18 protein-coding genes are annotated in these 19,574 nt (G+C 69.9%); 9 read left to right on the top strand and 9 right to left on the bottom strand.

Features of this window, described 5'->3' with window-relative positions; translation table 11 throughout:
* Positions 1-38: 38 nt before the first annotated feature.
* A complete protein-coding gene (locus FHP25_RS18260) occupies positions 39-1,097 on the top strand; it encodes a WD40/YVTN/BNR-like repeat-containing protein (RefSeq protein WP_178133613.1) in 1,059 nt (352 codons plus the stop codon).
* Positions 1,098-1,112: 15 nt separating this feature from the next.
* Here the strand turns inward: FHP25_RS18260 and FHP25_RS18255 are convergent, their stop codons facing one another.
* Positions 1,113-2,564 carry a dipeptidase gene (locus FHP25_RS18255; RefSeq protein ID WP_218578435.1) on the bottom strand — a complete coding sequence of 484 codons (1,452 nt, stop codon included), beginning with the start codon at positions 2,562-2,564 and terminating at the stop codon, positions 1,113-1,115.
* A gap of 109 nt (positions 2,565-2,673) precedes the next feature.
* On the opposite strand from FHP25_RS18255, the gene FHP25_RS18250 reads away from it, so the two are divergent.
* Together FHP25_RS18250 and FHP25_RS18245 are read left to right on the top strand one after the other, a co-directional pair.
* The gene (locus FHP25_RS18250; RefSeq protein ID WP_147848381.1) at positions 2,674-3,906 is read left to right on the top strand and encodes a bifunctional alpha/beta hydrolase/OsmC family protein; all 1,233 of its coding nucleotides are present in this window, start codon (positions 2,674-2,676) and stop codon (positions 3,904-3,906) included.
* Between the two features lie 29 nt (positions 3,907-3,935).
* Positions 3,936-4,526: a hypothetical protein gene (locus tag FHP25_RS18245; protein ID WP_147848380.1), complete on the top strand. Its 591-nt coding sequence runs from the start codon at positions 3,936-3,938 to the stop codon at positions 4,524-4,526.
* A 163-nt stretch (positions 4,527-4,689) separates the two neighbouring features.
* Here the strand turns inward: FHP25_RS18245 and FHP25_RS40845 are convergent, their stop codons facing one another.
* The 5 genes from FHP25_RS40845 to FHP25_RS18220 form a co-directional block, all read right to left on the bottom strand.
* Positions 4,690-6,015: a methyltransferase domain-containing protein gene (locus FHP25_RS40845; RefSeq protein WP_178133612.1), complete on the bottom strand. Its 1,326-nt coding sequence runs from the start codon at positions 6,013-6,015 to the stop codon at positions 4,690-4,692.
* A gap of 14 nt (positions 6,016-6,029) precedes the next feature.
* Entirely contained in the window at positions 6,030-6,965 is a 936-nt protein-coding gene (locus FHP25_RS18235; RefSeq protein ID WP_147848379.1) for an aminotransferase class IV, read from the bottom strand.
* An 87-nt stretch (positions 6,966-7,052) separates the two neighbouring features.
* Positions 7,053-8,660, bottom strand: a complete 1,608-nt coding sequence (locus FHP25_RS18230) for an alpha/beta fold hydrolase (protein WP_147848378.1) — start codon at positions 8,658-8,660, stop codon at positions 7,053-7,055.
* Positions 8,661-8,719: 59 nt separating this feature from the next.
* Entirely contained in the window at positions 8,720-10,435 is a 1,716-nt protein-coding gene (locus tag FHP25_RS18225; protein WP_147848377.1) for a thiamine pyrophosphate-binding protein, read from the bottom strand.
* 55 nt (positions 10,436-10,490) lie between these two features.
* Entirely contained in the window at positions 10,491-10,805 is a 315-nt protein-coding gene (locus FHP25_RS18220) for an NIPSNAP family protein (protein ID WP_147848376.1), read from the bottom strand.
* Between the two features lie 329 nt (positions 10,806-11,134).
* On the opposite strand from FHP25_RS18220, the gene FHP25_RS42270 reads away from it, so the two are divergent.
* Positions 11,135-11,827 carry an RNA recognition motif domain-containing protein gene (locus tag FHP25_RS42270; protein ID WP_147848375.1) on the top strand — a complete coding sequence of 231 codons (693 nt, stop codon included), beginning with the start codon at positions 11,135-11,137 and terminating at the stop codon, positions 11,825-11,827.
* Positions 11,828-11,944: 117 nt separating this feature from the next.
* The gene (locus tag FHP25_RS18210) at positions 11,945-13,162 is read left to right on the top strand and encodes a threonine synthase (RefSeq protein WP_147848374.1); all 1,218 of its coding nucleotides are present in this window, start codon (positions 11,945-11,947) and stop codon (positions 13,160-13,162) included.
* Positions 13,163-13,314: 152 nt separating this feature from the next.
* Here FHP25_RS18210 and FHP25_RS18205 read toward each other — a convergent pair whose 3' ends face one another.
* Positions 13,315-13,803, bottom strand: a complete 489-nt coding sequence (locus tag FHP25_RS18205) for a YbaK/EbsC family protein (protein ID WP_147848373.1) — start codon at positions 13,801-13,803, stop codon at positions 13,315-13,317.
* A 118-nt stretch (positions 13,804-13,921) separates the two neighbouring features.
* Here FHP25_RS18205 and FHP25_RS18200 point away from each other — a divergent pair, with 118 nt between their 5' ends.
* Positions 13,922-14,629, top strand: a complete 708-nt coding sequence (locus FHP25_RS18200) for a DUF1194 domain-containing protein (RefSeq protein WP_147848372.1) — start codon at positions 13,922-13,924, stop codon at positions 14,627-14,629.
* Between the two features lie 98 nt (positions 14,630-14,727).
* Here the strand turns inward: FHP25_RS18200 and FHP25_RS18195 are convergent, their stop codons facing one another.
* Positions 14,728-16,329, bottom strand: coding sequence for a hypothetical protein (locus tag FHP25_RS18195; protein WP_147848371.1), 1,602 nt, complete (start codon positions 16,327-16,329; stop codon positions 14,728-14,730).
* On the opposite strand from FHP25_RS18195, the gene FHP25_RS18190 reads away from it, so the two are divergent.
* The 3 genes from FHP25_RS18190 (at position 16,328) to FHP25_RS18180 (ending at position 18,594) form a co-directional block, all read left to right on the top strand.
* A complete protein-coding gene (locus tag FHP25_RS18190) occupies positions 16,328-17,080 on the top strand; it encodes an aldolase (protein ID WP_147848370.1) in 753 nt (250 codons plus the stop codon). The genes FHP25_RS18195 and FHP25_RS18190 overlap by 2 nt on opposite strands.
* 137 nt (positions 17,081-17,217) lie before the next feature.
* On the top strand, positions 17,218-17,793 hold the full coding sequence (locus FHP25_RS18185; protein WP_147848369.1) for a hypothetical protein: 576 nt from the start codon (positions 17,218-17,220) through the stop codon (positions 17,791-17,793).
* An 81-nt stretch (positions 17,794-17,874) separates the two neighbouring features.
* A complete protein-coding gene (locus tag FHP25_RS18180) occupies positions 17,875-18,594 on the top strand; it encodes a carboxymuconolactone decarboxylase family protein (RefSeq protein WP_178133611.1) in 720 nt (239 codons plus the stop codon).
* Positions 18,595-18,748: 154 nt separating this feature from the next.
* Here the strand turns inward: FHP25_RS18180 and FHP25_RS18175 are convergent, their stop codons facing one another.
* Complete coding sequence (locus FHP25_RS18175; protein ID WP_147848368.1) at positions 18,749-19,525, bottom strand: cyclase family protein; 777 nt, start codon at positions 19,523-19,525, stop codon at positions 18,749-18,751.
* Between the last annotated feature and the right edge of the window lie 49 nt (positions 19,526-19,574).

Raw genomic sequence — 19,574 nt, 5'->3', positions numbered from 1 at the left:
TCTCGCTGCAACAAAGCGGAGGAAACGGCGAGGCGACCATGAAGACCTACGTCTATGCCGGCGTGGCGCAAGCGTTCGGCGCCGACAAGAACACGCCCATGCAGGGCATCTACCGCCTGGATATCGCAGCGGGGCGATGGGATACGCTCGACAGCGGCCTGCCTGAGAATGCCGAGGTGCGCTGCATCGCCACGCACCCGGGCGCGCCGAACGTCGTCTATGCCGGCACGCAGGCCGGCCCCTACCGCAGCAGCGACGGTGGCGACACGTGGACGGCATTGACCCTGCCCGGCAAGGAGCGCCTGGTCTGGTCGCTGGCGATCCACCCCAGGGATTCGCAGACGATCTATGCCGGCACGCAGGGCACGACGATCTATCGCAGCCGCGACGGCGGCGCGACCTGGCGCGAGCTGTCGCCCCCCGAGCCGCGCGGCATGGTGCGCATGAGCTTCCCCTGCCGCGTCATCCGCCTGGCCATCGATCCCAACCGGCCCGACGACCTCTATGCCGCGCTCGAGGTCGGCGGCGTGATCCGCAGCCGCGACGGCGGCGACACCTGGCAGAGCTGCAACGACAGCCTGCTGGAATATGCCGAGCAGCCGCGGCTGAAGAGCCGCATCGTCAGCAACACCGAAACCGAAGGCATGATGGATTCGCACGCGCTGGCCATCAGCCCGGCGCAGCCAGGCACCGTGTTCCTGGCCAACCGCATGGGCCTGTTCCGCAGCGACGACGGCGGCACGCGTTGGTCGGAGATGGGCGTCGGCCGCTTCTCGCCCCTGACCTATGCCCGCGACATCAAGGTCTCGCCGCACGATCCCCGGACCATGTACGCCGCGCTCAGCATCGCCGCGGTGAGCGACGCCGGCTCGCTCTACCGCAGCCACGATCTGGGCGAGAGCTGGCAGCGCTTCGACCACGACGTGTCGATCGACAGCACGCTGATGATCGTCGCGCCCAGCGCCGCCAATCCCGATCGCATCTGGTGCGCCGCCCGCCGCGGCCAAGTGTTCGGCACCGAGGACGGCGGCCGCAGCTGGCAGCAGCACCGGCTGCCCGGCGGTGCAGAGGGCGTGTACGCGCTGGCGACGGCATAGGCCGCCAGCGACGACCTACCCCACGGTCGCCGTGAGCACGCGGATGTAGTTGCCGCCGAGGATCTTGGCCGCATCCTCGGCCTTGAAGCCGCCGGCCAGCAGGGCGGCGGCCAGGTCGGGCAGCTGGCGGTAGCTGTCGAACACCGCCGGCGACAGCAGGCCCAGCATATCGCTGCCGATGCCGACATGGTCGATGCCCACGACATCCACCATGCGGGCGATGCCCGCGACATAGGCCGCCATGTCGGCAAAGATGGTTGTCGGCGGCCAGATGCCGATCACGCCGCCGGTGCGCGCGACGAGCCGGGCGTGATCCGGCGAGATCAGGCGACTGCGCGGCGCCGGTCTGGCGCTCAGCGAGGTGTGCGACAGCACCAGCGGCCGGGTGGTGACGGATGCGGCGCGCTTCACGAGATCGAACGTGCCGTGCGCGACATCCACGACGATGCCCAGCCGGTTGCAGGTACGGACGACCTCGGCGCCGAAGTCGGTCAGGCCGCCATGCTGCGGCGCCTCGGTCTGGATGTCGCCCAGCTCGTTGACGCGATAGTGCGTCAGCTGCAGGTGGCGCAGTTGCCAGCCTGCCTGCGCCTCCTGCAGCCGCTCGATACGGCCCTCGAGGAAGTCGGCGCCCTCGGCGGCGATGACCACCGCCGGGCCGTGCTGCCGCGCCGCGGCCAGAGTGGCAGCGCTGCTGACCACCGCCAGCTTCTGGCTGCGCACCAGGTCCACCACCCGCGCAAAGGCACGCTGCCCCCAGGCGTAGAGCTCACCCGGCTCGGGCGCCCGGCTTGGGACGATGCGCCGCTCCGGCAGAATGCGGGTCACCGGCGTGTCGGCCACCATCGCCAGGCACACCAGCGCCATGCCGCCCTCGCGCATCGGGTCGGCGACCGCCGTGAACGGGCTGTGGTTGGCGACCCGCTCGGCCCCGAGGATGCGGCCGGCGTGACTGTGGAGGTCCACGGTGATGGTCCGGGAGATCAGCCGGCGCGCGTCTTCCATGCGCTGGGCCGGCGTTGCACCCGGCAGCTTGCCCTGCGCCGCCGCGACGGCCGGATAGAGCAGCGGCGCCGCGGCCAGCATCAGGCGCCGCCCCAGCCCGAATCCGTCACCGGGCCGGGGCAGGACGGCGCCGATCCGCGCCTCGCGCAGCTGCCAGCGCCAGTCGCCGGGATCACCATCCGCCAGCCGGTGCCAGCGTCCGCGAAGACGTACGGGACATGGCGGCAGCGACATCGCTTCGGCCGCGAGGACCTCGATGCACGGGCCTGGATCGGACGGCAGGCAACTCCAGCAGCAGACCGGCTCCGGCGTCAGCAGGAAATAGTCGTGGCGCGCGCCCTCCGCCACCGGCGCCACCCAGCCGACGACCTCGACAATCGTGCCCTGCGGACACTCAGGTGTGCCGTCCGCCAGATGGGACCAGTCCAGCATTGTCGCCGACGGGCGTCCAAGTCTCGACATCACGCCTCGCCTGCTCCATGCAGCTTGCGGACAATTGACTGCGGATCGGCATCATAGATCAATCGAGACGGCGTATCCTGACAACGGCCTCAGCGCTCAGGAGGATGACATGCCGGCCCAACGCTTCAACTTTCCCAACGCACGCGGTGAGCGGCTCGCAGCGCTGCTGGACCTGCCCGAAACGCCACCGCGCGCCTATGCGCTGTTCGCGCATTGCTTCACCTGCGGCAAGGACGTGCTTGCCGCCTCGCGCATCGCCCAGGGCCTGACGCGGCTGGGCATCGCGGTGCTGCGCTTCGACTTCACCGGCCTGGGCGCCAGCGACGGCGAGTTCGCCAACACGAACTTCTCGTCCAACGTCGCCGACCTCATCGCCGCGGCCGATCACCTGCGGCGCACGCACGCCGCGCCGCAGCTGCTGATCGGCCACAGCCTCGGCGGCGCCGCCGTGCTGGCCGCCGCCGGCGACATCGCCGAGGTGCGCGCCGTGGCCACGATCGGCGCTCCCAGCGACCCCGGCCACATCACGCACCTCTTCGGCGATCGGCTGGCCGACATCGCCGCCCAGGGCGAGGTCGAGGTGATGCTGGCGGGCCGGCCGTTCCGCGTGCAGCGGCAGTTCCTCGAGGACGTCGCCGGCCAGAAGCTGAGCGAGCGCGTCGCCCATCTGCGCCGGGCGCTGCTGGTCCTGCATGCGCCGACCGACGACACCGTGGGCATCGAGAACGCCAGCGCGATCTTCGCCGCGGCTCGGCATCCCAAGAGCTTCGTGTCGCTGGACGACGCCGACCACCTGCTGCGCCGCCCGCGCGATGCCGCCTATGCCGCCAACGTGATCGCCGCCTGGGTCGAGCGCTATCTCACGCCGGCAGCGGCGCCCGATGCCGGCGACGACGCGCCGGTCGACGGCGTCCGGGTCCAGGAGACCGGCGGCGGCCGCTTCCAGCAGCACGTCGCCATCGGCCGGCATCGCCTGCGCGCCGACGAGCCTGTCGCTTCCGGCGGCCTCGACAGCGGCCCCGATCCCTACGGCCTGCTGATGGCGGCGCTGGGCGCCTGCACCAGCATGACCCTGCGCCTCTACGCCGAGCGCAAGCAGCTGCCGCTGGAACGCGTGTCGGTGCATCTGCGCCACACCAAGATCCATGCGACCGATTGCGACGAATGCGAGACCAAGTCGGGGCGGCTCGATCGCATCGACCGCGAGATCGTGCTGCAGGGCACGCTCGACGATGCGACCCGCAAGCGCCTGCTGGAGATCGCCGACATGTGCCCGGTGCACCGGACACTGACGTCGGAGGTGCTGATCAAGACCAGCGAGCGTGCCATAGATCCGAACTGACAGCAGCACCAGAAGCAGCGAGGACCGCCTTGCACGACACGCACGCCAACGCCGATCTCTATCTCCACGTCCGAGTCATCGTCGGGATCATCCTGGGCCTGAGCATCGCGCGCCTGCTGAACGGCGTCGCCGGCTTCGTGCAACACCCCAAGCGCCAGCAGATCTGGTGGATCCACCTGGGCTGGGTCGGGTGGATGCTGCTGTCGGTCATCGGCTTCTGGTGGTGGGAGTTCCGCCTGGCCGACGTGCCGCGCTGGACGTTCGAGGCCTATGTCTTCGTGCTGCTCTACGGGTCGGTCTTCTTCCTGCTCTGCACGCTGCTGTTCCCCACCGATCTGCATGAGTACCAGGGATTCCAGGACTACTTCATGTCACGGCGCGCCTGGTTCTTCGGCCTGCTCGCCGCCAGCTTCGTGATGGACGTCGTCGACACCTGGCTCAAAGGCGCCCATCATTTCGAGGCGCTCGGCCTCGAGTACCCGATCCGCATCGCCTGCTCGCTGGCGCTCTGCGTCGCGGCGATACGAATCGCGCGACCATCCTTCCACGCCGCCTTGGTCGTCGGCGCCCTGCTCTATCAAGTGTCCTTCCTGGCCCGCTTCTACGGCACTCTGCTGTAGTGCTTGGATTTGCTGATCGCCGATACATCCGTCATCCCGAGCGCAGCGAGGGATCTCCTGCGGGGGACGCACGGTGCGCCATTCGCGGGAGATCCCTCGCTGTGCTCGGGATGACGGCAGCGACTTCTCATTGATGCCGTTACCAGCCTGCTGGACCGCCGCGTCAATGCGGCGGTCTGGTGCCGACGGCGCAATGCATGGGATGGGCCATGAAGAGCAGCGCCTCGCGGCTGGCGGCATCGCGCATGTCGCGCCATGTCCGTGTCTCATCGTCCGACAGCAGCGACAGCACATGGTCCTCGCGGTAGCGCCAGATCGGCCCCGACGGCTGATCGAGCGTCACCAGCGATGGAAAGCAGACGAGGTCGCGCAACCCGGCCGCGCGCATGCGGCGGTAGAGGCTGGCATCGGCCACGCCTTGCGCGCCGACCGACTGCGGCGGCACATCGATCTTGCGGCGGATCGCCTCCGGCGCCGGCAGGTTCCACCACTGCGGCATGTCGATGGCCCGCACGATGACGCCGATCCGGCCGCCGGGGCGCACCACGCGCATCATCTCGCCCAGCGCGCGGTCGGCATCGCATTCCTCGAGCACGGTGACAGAGCAGGCGCCGTCGAAGACGCCGTCCGCGAACGGCAGCGCCTCGGCGTTCGCGGCCAGGAACCGGATCGCGCCATCGAGGCCTTCCGCCGCCGCCAGCGCCTGCGCCTCGCGCAGCAGGAACGGATTGGCGTCGGCCGCCGTGATCGACGTTGTCGACCGCCGCGCCAGCAGACGGTCGAGCGAGCCCGCGCCACAGCCGACATCGAGGATCGCCGCATCAGGCGCCAGCGCCATCGTGTCGATCAGCGTCGCGAACATCGCCCGGTAGGTCGGCGCCCGGGCCCGGTCCTCGAGCGCGGCGACACCACCCAGGTGCGGGCCGCCCAGGGTCACGACGGTGAACCGTGCCGCCAGGCGCGGCAGCAGCGGCGCCCATTGCGATGGCGCCAGGAAGAACGGCAGCAGGACCAGCGCCGGGCCGGCGCCGTCGATGCGCCAGGTGATCCCGGCATGCGTGCCGTGACCGGCACCGATCCGCGGCGGGGCGGCGGGGCGGCCCTGCGCGCTGACGCGGTCGAGGAAGGCCAGCATCGCATCGCCCAGCGTGTCGCGCCGGTCTGCCGCGACATCGGCCCAGCCGGGCGCATCGTAGCCGTCGAGCACGATGCGCTCGGCGGCCGGCATCCTTTCGGCGGCGCGCATCGTGGCGCCCACGGTCGGGCCGCTGGCGCCCGACACCATCAGGATCCGATCGGCGGCGGCGACGAACGGCGTCGGATCAAGCCGCGTCGGCGTGCACAGCACGACGCCCGCGAGCCGCCGGCCATGCTCGCACGCCAGGCCGGCGATGTCGGCCGGCACCTGGGTCGCGACATGCGCGGCCTCGATGCCGAGGTGGTCCCACAGGGCGACGAGCCGGTCGACCACCGGCATATCCGGCGACATGATGCGACCGGGCCTCAGCAGCCGTAGTCGACGGGTGTGGTTTCCGCCTCCTCGCGATGCCAGGTCCAGTAGAGGTCGCGGATGCGCATGGTCATCGCGCCGGGCGCGCCGTTGCCCAGGATGCGGCCGTCCAGGCGCGTCACCGGCATCACGCCGCCCGCGGTCGAGGTCAGGAAGATCTCGTCGGCGTCGCGGAACTCGGCCAGCGGCACCGGCCGCACCTCGACCGGAATGCCGTTGCGCCCGCAGATGTCGATCACCGTCTGGCGCGTGATGCCTTCGAGCACGCCGCTGTCGGGCGTGACGACGGTGCCATTCACCACGGCGAAGGCGTTGAAGCCCGGTCCTTCGGTGACGGTGCCGTCCAGGCTCGGCAGGATCACGGTATCGGCGCCGGCGTCGTAGGCCTCGAACAGGCTGCGCTCCATGTCGAGCCAATGGTAGTTCTTGATCGTGGGATCGACCGATTGCGGCGCGATGCGCGGCCGCGATGCGATGGCAGCGGCGAGCCCGCTCTGCTGCTTCTCGGGGCTGGCGATCCATATGAACGGCAGGGCGTAGGCCACGAAGCGGTTGCGGCACTGGCGCAGGTCGCGCACGCCAGCGGGCGGACGACCGCGCGTGCACAGCATGGCGACATAGGCCTCGCGCAGCCCCGTGCGGCGCACGCATTCCATCAGGATCGACCGGATGGCGTCACGGTCATGCGGGATGCTCATGCGCAGCCCGGCCATCGACGCCAGGAAGCGGTCCAGATGGTGCTCGAGCCGGAAGAACCGGCCGTCCCACACATGCACGACGTCATAGGTGACGTCGGAGCGGGTGAAGCCATAGTCCAGCACCGACACGTTGATCTGCTCGACGGGCTTGTAGTCGCCGTCGGCGAAGCCGACGCCGGTCGCAATCAATGTCCGCGCCGACGCCGCCCGGACAGCTTCATCGATGGACATGGTCTTCTCCTCGCCAACACGACGGTTGTCCATCAGCATGCAGTCGCGCCGCCGCGCCCGCAAGGACGCCGGCGCCGCCACATCCCGTCATCCCTCGCCCAGGAAGGTGCGGACCTCGGCCAGGAAGCGAGGCCATGCCGGCTCGCTCTCGATCAGGAGGTGGCTGCGGCTGTCCAACGCCACGAAGCGCGCGCCGGGAATGGCGATGGCCAGCCGCCTTCCTTCCTCGAACGGCGTGATGCCATCGTCGCGCGCATGCAGGACCAATGTCGGGCAGCGGACCTGCGGCAGCAGCGAGCGGATGTCGACATGCCCCCAGACGTCGTGGATGCGCGCGAGGTTGGCGGACGACGTGAGCTGACGCTGCAGCTCGTTGAACCGCCGCATCGCCTCGCCGCTGGCGTCGGGCATCACGAGGGACGTGATCATCTGGCGCACGGCCGGATTGTCCTGGTCCCAGCCCTGCTGGAACAGGACACCCATCGCCTGGCGGCGCGCGGCATCATGCGGCGTGCGCAGCACCGCCCCTTGCGCGAAACCGCCGAAGAAAATGAGGTGGCTCACGCGGTCGGGATGCTTGACGGCATAGGCGATGGCCGCGGCGCAGCCTTGCGAGAATCCCAGCAGCGGCACCCGCGTCAGGCCGGCGTCTGCGACCACGGCCTCGAGATCGCGGGCCAGCGCGTCGGCCGAAAAATCATCGACATCGCGGTCGGACAGGCCGCTGCCGCGCTGGTCGTACAGCACCAGGCGGTGATTGAGCGAGAACGCGCGGATCCAGTGGCCCCAGGCCGGGCTGAGCGCGTCATGCTCGATATGCGTCATCCAGTTCGCCACCCTGACGAGCGGCGGCCCGGTGCCGACGGCGCTGTGCGCGATCCGCACGCCGTCGCGCGCGACACAGAAGCGGACCGCGGGTCGGGGCTGTGCCGCGGTCGGCGCCTCGGTCGCGGCCGATGCAGACGGTGCCGGCGGCTCGGCTGCCGCCGATGCCTCGCGCCAGGCCTGCAGCAGCGGACCGGCAGGACCGCCCGCGCCGCGCAACGCCCGCTCGGCCGTTTCGTATTGCAGCTGCGCCTCGCGGTGGCGGCCGGCGGCGAGCAGAAGGCGGATCAGCCGGCTCCAGGCCAGCTCGCTCGACGGCTCGACCGTCACCAGCACCCGCGCATGCGGCAGGGCCGCGTCCGGCGACGATGCCAGCCGCTCGGCAAGCTGCGCACGCAGCAGGGCATGGAGGCGGCGCGCGTCCTCCCGCTGCGCGATGCACCACGAGCGGAAGGCGTGATCGTCGACGAGCTCGATATCGCCGAGGAATGCGCCGCGAAACGCCGCGACGGCGTCCTGCAGCCTCTCGATGGCCGCCGTCGCGAGATCGTCGGCTACCAGCGCCCGGATGACGGTCAGGTCCACCGACGCGCTCAGCGGATCGAAGCGCACGGTGTCGCGGTCGGCGATGACCAGGGGCCGTTCCGCCGCCGCCGTCAGCAGGCGGATCTGGCTCAGGCTCCAGCGCAGCGAGCCGCGCGGATCCTCGGCGGCATCCCACAGCAGCTCGCCCAGCCGCTCGCGGCGGTGCGGCTGACAGGTCGCGGCAAGGAAGCCCAGCAGCGCGCGGGTCTTGCGCGAGCGCGGCAGCTCGATCGGCTCGGCGTCGCGCAGCACCTGCATGTCGCCGAGCAGTCGGATGACCAGCATTGTCCTCTCGCGTCGCTGCCGCCCCGCGCCGCCATGCCGGCCCGCGACGGCAGCCTTCGTCAGCCCTTGGACTTGGCCGCCGCCCGCAGCTTGGTGATCGTCGTGCGCGACGTGATCTGCTCGATGTCGGTCTTCACATGGATGATCGACGGCAGGTTTGCCGCCAGGCAGCGCTCGAAGGCCGGGGCGAACTCCTCGGTCTTCAGCACCGTCTCGCCGTGGCCACCGAAGGCGCGGGCATAGGCGGCGAAGTCGGGATTGCGCAGCTCCACGCCGTGGGCGCGGCCGGGGTGCTCGCGCTCCTGGTGCATGCGGATCGTGCCGTAGCCGCCGTTGTCGACCACCACGATCACCAGGTTGGCGCCGTACTGCACGGCGGTGGCGAATTCCTGGCCGTTCATCAGGAAGCAGCCATCGCCGGCGAAGGCCACGATGGTGCGCGACGGCTCGACGATCTTGGCGCCGATGGCGGCCGGCACGCCGTAGCCCATGGCGCCGCTGGTCGGCGCCAGCTGCGAGCGCAGGCCGCGATACTGGAAGAAGCGGTGCACCCAGCCGGCGTAGTTGCCGGCCCCGTTGGCGATGATGGCGTCGTCCGGCAGGCGCTTGTTGAGCCAGGCCACGACCTCGCCGAGATCGACGGCTCCCACCGCGGCGGTCGGCTTCAGGGTCGCCAGGTAGTCGGCGCGTGCCGCGGCGACGCCACCGGCCCAGGGCGGGGCCGGCACCGGCGGCAGGGCCCGCGCCGCGCGCGCGAACGCGGCCATGCCGCTGTTGATCATCAGCGTCGCCTCGTAGACGCGGCCCAGCTCATCGGCGCCGGCATGGACATGCACCAGCGGCTGCCTGGGCACCGGGATGTCGAACAGCGTGTAGCTGGCGCTGGTCATCTCGCCCAGCCGCGGTCCGACGGCGATGATCAGGTCGGACTCCGCCACGCGCCTGCCCAGCGGCGGATTGATGCCGATGCCGACATCGCCGACATAGTTGGGGTGGCGGTTGTCGAGCAGGTCGGCGTTGCGGAAGGCCGTGGCCGCCGGCAGGGCATTGGCCTCGATGAAGGCCCGGATGTCGTCGCAGGCTGCACGCGTCCAGCCGCCGCCGCCCAGGATCACCAGCGGCCGCTGGGCCGCCGCCAGCATGTCGTGCAGGCGCGCCATGTCCTCCGGCGCCGGCGCCGGCCGCACCACGGTGTAAGGCCGGGCGTCGGCGACCTCGACCGTGTCGGTCAGCATGTCCTCGGGCAGCGCCAGCAGCACCGGGCCCGGCCGTCCCGACACCGCGCGGTGAAACGCCTGGCTGACCAGCTCGGGGATGCGGCGTGCGTCCTCGATCTGCGCCGCCCACTTGGTGAGCGGCCCGAACATGCGGCGGTAGTCGATTTCCTGGAACGCCTCGCGCTCCTCCTGGTCGCGCGCCACCTGGCCAACCAGCAGCACCATGGGCGTGCTGTCCTGGAAGGCGGTATGCACGCCGATGCTGGCATTGGTGGCGCCCGGCCCACGGGTGACGAAGCACACGCCGGGTTTTCCGGTCAATTTTCCGTAACCCTCGGCCATGTTGGCGGCGCCGCCTTCCTGGCGGCAGATCACGAACTTGATGGCGTTGCGCGCGTCGTGCAGCGCGTCCAGGGCCGCGAGGTAGCTCTCCCCCGGCACGCCGAAGATGTGGTCGACGCCGTGGATACGGAGCTGATCGACCAGGACCTGGCCGCCGGTGCGCGGCGTGAGGCTTGCGGCAGCGGCCTGGGGTGCAAAGGACGAGGTCGTGGACATGGCTTTCGCTTCAAAGAGGGTGCCGGACGGCGCGGCACGAAATCGTGCAGCCTGCCTATTTCAAGGGCGCGAAGCTGGCAGGCACCACGATCCGGTTGGTCAGGGTCTGGAAGAGCGGTGACGACTTGACGAGATAGGCTTGCCACGCCGGGTCGGCCTGCATCGCGGCCCGCCGCTTCTGGCGGTCGGCGAAGTCCTCATAGGCCCAGATGTGGATGATCTCGTTGACGTTTCCGACCTCGGTGGTGAACCAGGCGAACGGCTTGCCGAGATGCCGGCTCTGCACGGGAAAGCCCTCGGCTTCATAAAGCGTCAGAAATTCGCGCAGCTTGCCCGGGTGCAGCACATAGGTGCGGTGGTCGAGAATCATCGGCATCTCCCCAGCCTGGTGAGCCGGCATCGTGCCCCGGCATCTCGTTCACACGCAAGCTCACACGCAAGCTGATTTGCTGCATCAAAGCCGGCGCGCATGGGTGGACATTTCCAATTGCCCGGGGCATAGTCTCGTTGCTGGCAGAGTACCCGGCGGTTGCATGCGCTGCCCCCCGCTCGGCCAGATGTCATTCGGTTGCGACTTCGGAAGTCTTTGGACAACAGGCCAGATATGTATTTTCCGGCACCGGGCCGTCGTTGCGGCACTGGTTCTCTGGCGGCGCACCCGATCGTTTTACTCCCCACCCGTCAACGAGCCTCTTGGGAATGAGCCGCAAACTTTTCGTGGGCAACCTGCCCTATACGTGCACGAACGAAGATCTGACCCAGCACTTCTCGCCCTACGGCGAGGTCGCTTCCGCCAAGATCATCATGGACCGCGAAACCGGCCGCAGCCGTGGTTTCGCGTTTGTCGAAATGGCCACTGACGAAGCCGGCGCCGCCGCGATGAAGGCGCTGGACGGATCGCAGTTCGGCGGCCGGGCGCTCGCCGTGCGCGAAGCGGTCGAGCGCCAGGGCGGCGGTGGCGGTGGTGGCGGCGGCTTCGGCCGCGGCCCACGCTCCTTCGGCGATGGCGAGGGCGGCGGCGGTGGCTTCCGTCCGCGCGGTCCCGGCGGCTACGGCCGTGGCCCCGGTGGTGGCGGCGGCGGTGGCTTTGAGCGCACGCCGCGCAGCCCCTATGGCCGCGGCAGCGAAGGCGGCGGCTTCGACCGCGGTGGCGGTGGTGGCGGCGGCTACAGCCGTGGCGGCGGTGGTGGTGGCGGCTACGGTCGCGGACCGGGCGGCGGTGGCTTCGACCGCGGGCCGGGCGGCGGTGGCGGCTTCGACCGCGGACCGGGCGGCTTCGGCGGCGGCGGCGGCGGCGAGCCGGCACCGGACCGCGGTGGCGAGCGCCGCCGTGGCGGTCCGGACCGTGGCGATCGTCGCCGCGACCGTGAAGACGACGACGGCGATATGTAATCGCGGCGCTTAGGCGCCTACGCCATGTGATGGGCTTCTTGGGCTCTGGTGACTGCGTCACCAGAGTCTTTTTTCAATAGAATGCACATTTAACGACAGTGCTGTAGCGGTTCCACCATGACCGACCATCCCTACTTCGTGACGCGCCTCGAATGTGGCATGACCGGCGAGGTCCTGCCGGTTGGCGTGCTGCACAACCTGTCGCCCAAGGGCTACCCGATCGTGGTGCGCTACGATCTCGCCGGTGTGCAGCGCGTCGTCTCGAAGGACGCGCTGCGGGAGCGCCCGCAGGACATGTGGCGCTTCCGCGAGCTGCTGCCGGTGCGCCATGGCGAGAACATCGTGAGCCTGGGCGAGACCTGGACGCCGCTGGTGCCGCTGCCGCGCCTGCAGAAGAAGCTGGGCGGCGGCGAGATCCTGGTGAAGGACGAGGGCCGCCTGCCGACAGGTTCGTTCAAGACGCGTGGCCTCGCCATGGCCGTCAGCATGGCCAAGGAGCTGGGCGTGCGGAAGATCGCGATGCCGACCAACGGCAACGCCGGTGCGGCGCTCGCGGCCTATGCCACCCGTGCCGGGATCGAATCGATCGTGCTATGCCCCGACGACACACCGGTGGTGAACATGGCCGAGACGGCGCTGCAGGGCGCCCGCCTCTGGCGCGTCAACGGCCTGATCAACGATTGCGGCAAGATCGTCGGCAGCGGCAAGGAGGCCGGCGGCTGGTTCGACTTCTCGACGCTGAAGGAGCCCTACCGCATCGAGGGCAAGAAGACGATGGGCCTGGAGCTGGCCGAGCAGCTCGGCTGGGACGTGCCCGATGTCATCCTCTACCCCACCGGCGGCGGCACCGGCCTGATCGGCATGTGGAAGGCCTTCAGCGAGCTGGAGGCCATCGGCTGGCTGCGGCGCAAGCCGCGCATGGTGGCCGTGCAGGCCACCGGCTGCGCGCCGATCGTGCGCGCCTGGCAGGCCGGCGCCCGCCACGCCGAGCTCTTCGCCAATGCCCACACGGTCGCTGCGGGCATCCGCGTGCCGGCCGCGATCGGCGATTTCCTGATCCTCGACGCCGTGCGCGAGTCGGGCGGCTTCGCCATCGCCATCGACGACGATGCCATCGACGCCGCCCGCACCGAGGTCGGCGGCCAGGAGGGCCTGCTGCTGTGTCCCGAGGGCGCCGCGACCTATGCCGCCTATGTGAAGGCGCTGGCCGAGGGCCAGATCCGCAAGGATGAGCGGGTGATGCTGTTCAACTGCGCCACCGGCCTGAAATACCCGATGCCGGAACCGACCGCGAAGCTGAACAAGGACGCGCCGATCGATCACGCGCGGCTATAGCTGCGAACCACTGTCATCCCGAGCGCAGCGAGGGATCTCCTGCGGCCGGACGCACAGTGCGCTATTCGCGGGAGATCCCTCGCTTCGCTCGGGATGACGGGACTTGCCCGAGAGCCGTCGCGTGAGCGGACCGCACGCCCGCGCGTCCGGGATCACGCCTTGGCGGCCTGCTTCAGCTCGACGACCTGGCCGCCGCTCAGCGCGACCAGCTCCTCGGCCGTGAGGCGGAACACGGCGAAAGGCGTGCCGGCGGCGGCCCAGATCGGGTCCAGGGCCAGCAGGTCGGCATCGATCAGCGTCGTGATGGGCTGGGCGTGGGCGATCGGCGGCACGCCGCCGATGACATAGCCGGTGGCCTCGCGCACGTAATCGGCATCCGGCCGCTGGATGCGCTCGCCCATCAGCGCCGCCACCTTGCGCTCGTCGACCCGGTTGGTGCCGCTGGCGATCACCAGCACCGGCCGGCCGCTGTCTCGCCCCCTGAACAGCAGCGACTTCGCGATCTGCGCCACCGTGCAGCCGATCGTCGCCGCGGCCTCTGCCGACGTGCGGGTGCTGTCGGGCATCTCCGTGACCCGCCCGGCCAGCCCCCTTGCGGCCAGCCAATCCTCTACCTTCTGAGCCGATGGCGCGAGCGGCATGCGATCTCCACGATGGGGTCCGGCGTCGCCGGGCTTGGCGGCCGATGTGTTTGGCGCGACCATAGCGGGACGGGCGGCCGGCGGGAACGGCAACCGGCCGGCAATGACGGAGGCGGTCATGCAGCGACGGACCCTGCTGCGCGGTGTGGGCGGCGCGGCCCTGGCGACGGCCGTGCCGCAGGCGGTGCGGGCCGACGAGGTTGTCGAGGTCGACCTGCGCCTGGTGATCGCGGTCGACGTGTCGCGCAGCATCGACGAGGACGAGGCGCGGCTGCAGCGCCAGGGCTATCTCGAGGCGCTGGCCGACCGCCGCGTGCTGGATGCCATGACCGGCGGCCCGCTGCGGCGCATCGCCATCGCCTATGTCGAGTGGGCCGGCACGCATTACCAGCGCACCGTGATCGACTGGAGCCTGATCGACAGCGCCCCTGCCGCCGCCGATTTCGCCGGCAAGCTGGACGCCTCGCCCTTCACCTCGCAGAGCTGGACGGCCGTGGGGGCCGCGCTGGCCTACGCCGCCACCAAGTTCGACGAGCCGCTCTTCCGCTCGGCGCGCAAGGTCATCGACGTCTCGGGCGACGGCAAAACCAACAACGGCCCGCCGGCCGAGCTGGTGCGCGACGAGCTGGTCAAGCGCGGCATCGTCATCAACGGCCTGCCGATCCTCAGCGACCGGCCCAATTTCGGCCGTCCGCCCGAGGCCGACCTCGACGTGTACTACGAGGAGAAGGTGATCGGCGGCCCCGGCGCGTTCATGGTCGTGGCCAAGGGCTTCGAGGATTTCGGCCGCGCCATCCGCAACAAGATGACACGCGAGATCTCGTAGCGTCGGAAGTGTGGTTTAAGGGTCGGGCCGCGCCGCTCCAGCGGCGCTCATTCTGCAAGGAAGAGATGAAGAGCGCCGCTGGAGCGGCGCGGCCCTGATCAAGACATGAGCGCCGCGCCTTCCATGGTCGCCTTCAGGCGCAGCAGGGGGCGGTCGTCGCGCATCAGCGCCACCGGCATGGCGAGGTGGCCGACATTGAGCTCGAAGACGTTCTCGGCCGGCAGCGACCAGGCACGCGCCACCTCCTGGCCGGTCTCGAACGGCAGCAGCCGGTCGGCGACACCCAGGACCGAGACGATACGCTCGGGAGGCAGGCCGGGCGCGCCCGACGGGTTGAGCAGGCCCTCCCAGCGCATCAGCGACTGGCGTGTCCAGCCCGCCGCCTGCAGCCAAGTCGTGAGGCCCAGCGCGCGGATCAGCGAGCCTGCGAACGTCACCTCCTCGATACGGCCGGAATGGCTGACCAGCAGCAGCGCGTCGGGACGCAGGCGCTGCGGCCAGTCGCGGCAGCGTGTCGCCACCTGCTGGGCCACGAACGAGCTCATCGAGATGCCGCCGACCGCGACCGGCCCGGAGAACTGGCGCCGGCACCAGTCGATCAGCACCGCGGTCTCCAGGGTCTGGCCGGCGATCAGGTCGAGCGTGCCCAGTGGGGCCGCGGCGAAGAACGGCTCGCCGCCATAGGTCCCCGCCTGCGTCCGCAGTCCGTGATAAGGCGAGACGACCTCCACGACGCGAAAGCCTAGCGGCGCCAGCACCGCGCCGGGATCGATGCTGTTGGTCAGCAGATCGCTCTCCACGCATAGCCCGTTGCCGGCGATCACGGTCGGCGCCCCCGGCGCCAGGCCCTCCGGCTCGATGACACGGGCGTAGACGGTCTCGCATCCCGGCCGCGTCGCCAGCGGCCCATGCGGTGTGGCGAAGCGCAGCCACCACTCCGTGACGCTGGGCCGCGCCGCCGGATGCGAGACCTCGATATGCGGCATGAACGTCGGGACGCTGTAGATCGCGGCCGCATCGTCGAGGCCGGTGCCGTAGGCTGCCTGCATGGTGGCCGGGGCTGGGACCGCCCATGCCGCCAGCGGAACGCGGTGGGAATAGAGCAGCGGATAGAGCAGGCCGCGCGTCGCCAGGTGGCGCGAGGCGGCGCCGCGGCGCACGTCATCGAGCCGGCCAAGCGCTTCGGGCGGGATGGGATCAGGACCGAACGCGGCGCTCTCCCATCGCGCGCGCTCATTGGCGGCACGCAGCCGGGCCATCTCGTGCCGGCGCAGCACCGACCCGATGACGCGGCGCGACCAGGCGCCGTCGGCCGGCGCGCCGGGCTCGACGAAGAACCGCTCGACGTCGCCCTCGGCGGCATTGGCTGCCGCCCACAGCCGCGACAAGGGGAAGAACCAGCGCCGCAAGGCGCCGAGCGCCACGGGATCAACCCAAGGTCGAGCCACGATCGCGCCCAGCGGCGAGCGCGCCGCTCGCCGGATGGCCGCTTCAGGTGCCGCCGTCCGTGCCGACACGGCCGGATTGGGCACCACCCTCCCCCGCTTTCCAGGCATCCACTGGACCATGCCATAGACATGGTCGGAAATGATGACGAATTCGTGTCGCGCAATGCCGTCCCGCGCCGTCAGGATGGGATCAGGCTTGTCGCCGGCCGATGGCTGCGACCTAATGCGGCTCTCGCTGCTGAGGAGCCTCATGTCCGTCACCGCATCCGCCATCGATGCCGTCACCCAGGCCCGCATCGACCTTGCCGCCGCGCTGCGCTGGGCCGCGCGCCATCAGCTCAACGAAGGGGTGTGCAACCATTTCAGCATGGTGGTGCCCGGCCGCGAGGACCGCTTCCTGATCAACCCGCAGGGCTTGCACTGGTCGGAGATCACGCCGGCCGACATCGTGATGACGGACGCCACCGGCACCATCATCGAAGGCCGGCACAAGGTCGAGCCGACGGCCTTCTTCATCCACGGCCGCGTGCACCTGGGCAACAAGCGGGCCAAGGTCGTGCTGCACACCCACATGCCCTATGCCACGGCGCTCACCACCCTGGCCGACGGGCGGCTGGAGATGTGCACCCAGAACGCCTTCCGCTACCACGACCGCATCGCCTACGACGAGCACTACAACGGGTTGGTGCTGGACAACGAGGAAGGCGACCGCCTGTGCCGCGCCATGGGCGACAAGCCGATCCTGTTCCTGCGCAACCACGGCGTCGTCGTCACGGGCGAGAGCGTGGCCATGGCCTACGACGAGCTCTACTACCTGGAGCGGGCGGCGCTGGTGCAGGTGCTGGCGATGCAGACCGGCCGGCCGCTCGAGATCGTGCCGACCCAGGTCGTCGAGCGCACGACGCGCCAGATGGCGGGCGAGAGCCAGCAGGCCCTGCTGCATTTCGAGGCGCTCAAGCGCATGCTCGGCCGCGATGAGCCGGGCTGGGACCGGTTGGACTGAGCGCATGCGCATTCATAGGGTGCGCCGCGCTGCGGCCTTGACGTCAACGCCTTTGTGATATGGTCGCGATGCAGCGTGTGGCGTCGACCCGCGTTTGAGTCGACGTTAAGTCCGCTGTGACTGACGGAAACACTCCCATGCGCGCGTCTTCCATCACCTTCTGGGCCTTGCTCGCCTTCGCCGCCCCGGCCGGAGCGCAGAACCAGGCGCTGCTCGACATCCAGGCCAAGCGACCGCTGCCGACGGGCAAGTATGCCGTCGAGCTCGTCGAGGACAGCGAGCTGGGCCGCGACCTGCGGCGCTTGGTCATGGACAAGCTGGCTGCGCGCGGCAACCAGGTCGGCTTCAGCGGCGGCCATGTGATGCGCATGCAGGTGAGCCAGACGCGCAACTTCGCCGGCGGCCTGACCCAGGAAGGCGTGATGGTGGGCACGCCCGGCCAGGTGCCGTCCACCAGCGATCGCCCCGACGTGCGCCCGCCCATGCCGGAGCGCAGCGTGCGCAGCCAGGAGCTGCGGCCGCGCGGCGGCGACGATGTCCTGCGCATCACGCTGACCCTGAGCAATTCAGGCAGCGGCGAGGTGACCTGGGTCGCCTACGCCGCCTGCCCGTTCCCGGGTGGCCGTGCCTTCCCGGCCGGCCGCCAGCTGATCGACACCATCTTCGCCAATCCCAACAACTCGCGCCGCGGCGAGCCGGATTGCGCGCGATAATCGCTGCCGGCGATCACGACAGCTGTCGACAGCGTGCTTGCATGCAGGCGATAAGAGCGGCCGTCACCCCGGAGGAGTTTGATGGCCGAGACGTATCGCCTTGCCCCGCTTGACCTTGCCACGCTGACGCCCGAGCAGCGGGCCGTCGCCGACGCCATCATGAGCGGGCCGCGCGGCGGCCTTCGTGGTCCGTTCGAGCCGTGGCTGCGCAGCCCGGTGCTGGCCGATCGGGCCCAGAAGCTGGGCGAATACTGCCGCTTCAGCAACTCGCTGCCCAAGGATCTGTCGGAGCTGGCGATCCTGCTCACCGGCAAGCATTTCCGTGCCCAGTTCGAGTTCTGGGCCCATGCGCGGCTGGCGCAGCAGGCCGGCTTGCCCGACGACATCATCGAGGCGGTGCGGCTGGGCAAGACGCCGCGCTTCCGTCGCGACGTCGAGCGCGCGATCTACGACACCGTCACCGAGTACTTCGCCACCAACCGCGTCAGCAACGCCACCTACAAGCGCGCCATCGCCACGCTGGGCGAGCAGGGCCTCGTCGATCTGGTCGGCGTCGTGGGCTACTACAGCCTGGTGTCGATCACCCTGAACGTCTTCCAGATGGAGCTGCCGCCGGGCGAGAAGCCGCCGCTGGCCGCGCCGCGCGCCCGCAAGGCGGCCGCCAGGAAGCCGGCCGCGAAGAAGGCGCCGGCCGCGAGGAAGGCTCCAGCCGCGAGGAAGGCGCCGGCCGCGAAGAAGGCTGCGGCCCGCAAGACGGCCCCAGCCCGCAAGAAGGCGGCGGCCAAGAAGAAGCGGCGCTGACCAATCACCGCTGCGCAGGGCATTCCATATGCGTCTACTGTCATCCCGAGCGTAGCGAGGGATCTCCCGCGAATGGCGCACCGTGCGCCCTGTCGCAGGAGATCCCTCGCTGACGCTCGGGATGACAGCGAGAGCAGCGCGGGCGGAGAGGACTTTACTCGTCGAAGATCGCGACGGCGCGGGTCCAGCCGGCGGACGCGCCGCGGATCTTGTGCGGGAAGCAGGAGATGATGAAGCCGTCGGGCGGCAGGGCTTCGAGGTTGTGCAGCTTCTCGAGGTGGCAGTAGCCGATATGGCGGCCGGCCTTGTGGCCTTCCCAGATGATCGAGGGGTCCTTGGTCTCGGCGTATTTCTGGGCCGTGAAATAGAAGGGCGCGTCCCAGCTCCAGGCGTCGGTGCCGGTCAGCCGCACACCCTTCTCGAGCAGGAACATGGTGGCGTCATAGCCCATGCCGCAGCCCGAGTTGACATAGTCGTTGTTGCCGTAGCGCGCGCCCGCGCGGGTGTTGACCACGACGATCTCCAGCGGCTTCAGCTCGTGGCCGACGCGCCTGAGCTCGTCCTCGACATCCTTGGCGGTGATGACGTAGCCGTCCGGCCGGTCGCGGAAGTCGAGCTTGACGCCCGGCTGGAAGCACCATTCCAGCGGCACCTCGTCGATGGTGATGGCCCGCTCGCCGCGATCCATCGTCGGGTGGAAATGATAGGGCGCATCGAGATGCGTGCCGTTGTGCGTGCTGAGGTTGACGTTCTCGACCGCCCAGCCGGCGCCGTCGGGCATATCCTCCTTCTTCAGCCCCGGGAAGAAGCCCGCGATCTGGCCGACCGTGTCCTCGTGCTTGTGATACTGGATCTTCGGCCCGAACGGGATCGGGTCGGAGATCACGTCGTTCTCCAGGTAGATCGACAGGTCGACGAAACGGCGGGGCATGGCGGGTTCCTCCGGTTGCTGCGTGACGATGGCCGTGGCGTTCAGTGTC

The organism is Vineibacter terrae (genome assembly GCF_008039615.1).
In the GTDB taxonomy this organism is placed as follows: Bacteria; Pseudomonadota; Alphaproteobacteria; order Reyranellales; family Reyranellaceae; genus Vineibacter; species Vineibacter terrae.
This window is presented reverse-complemented; position numbering and strand designations above follow the sequence as displayed.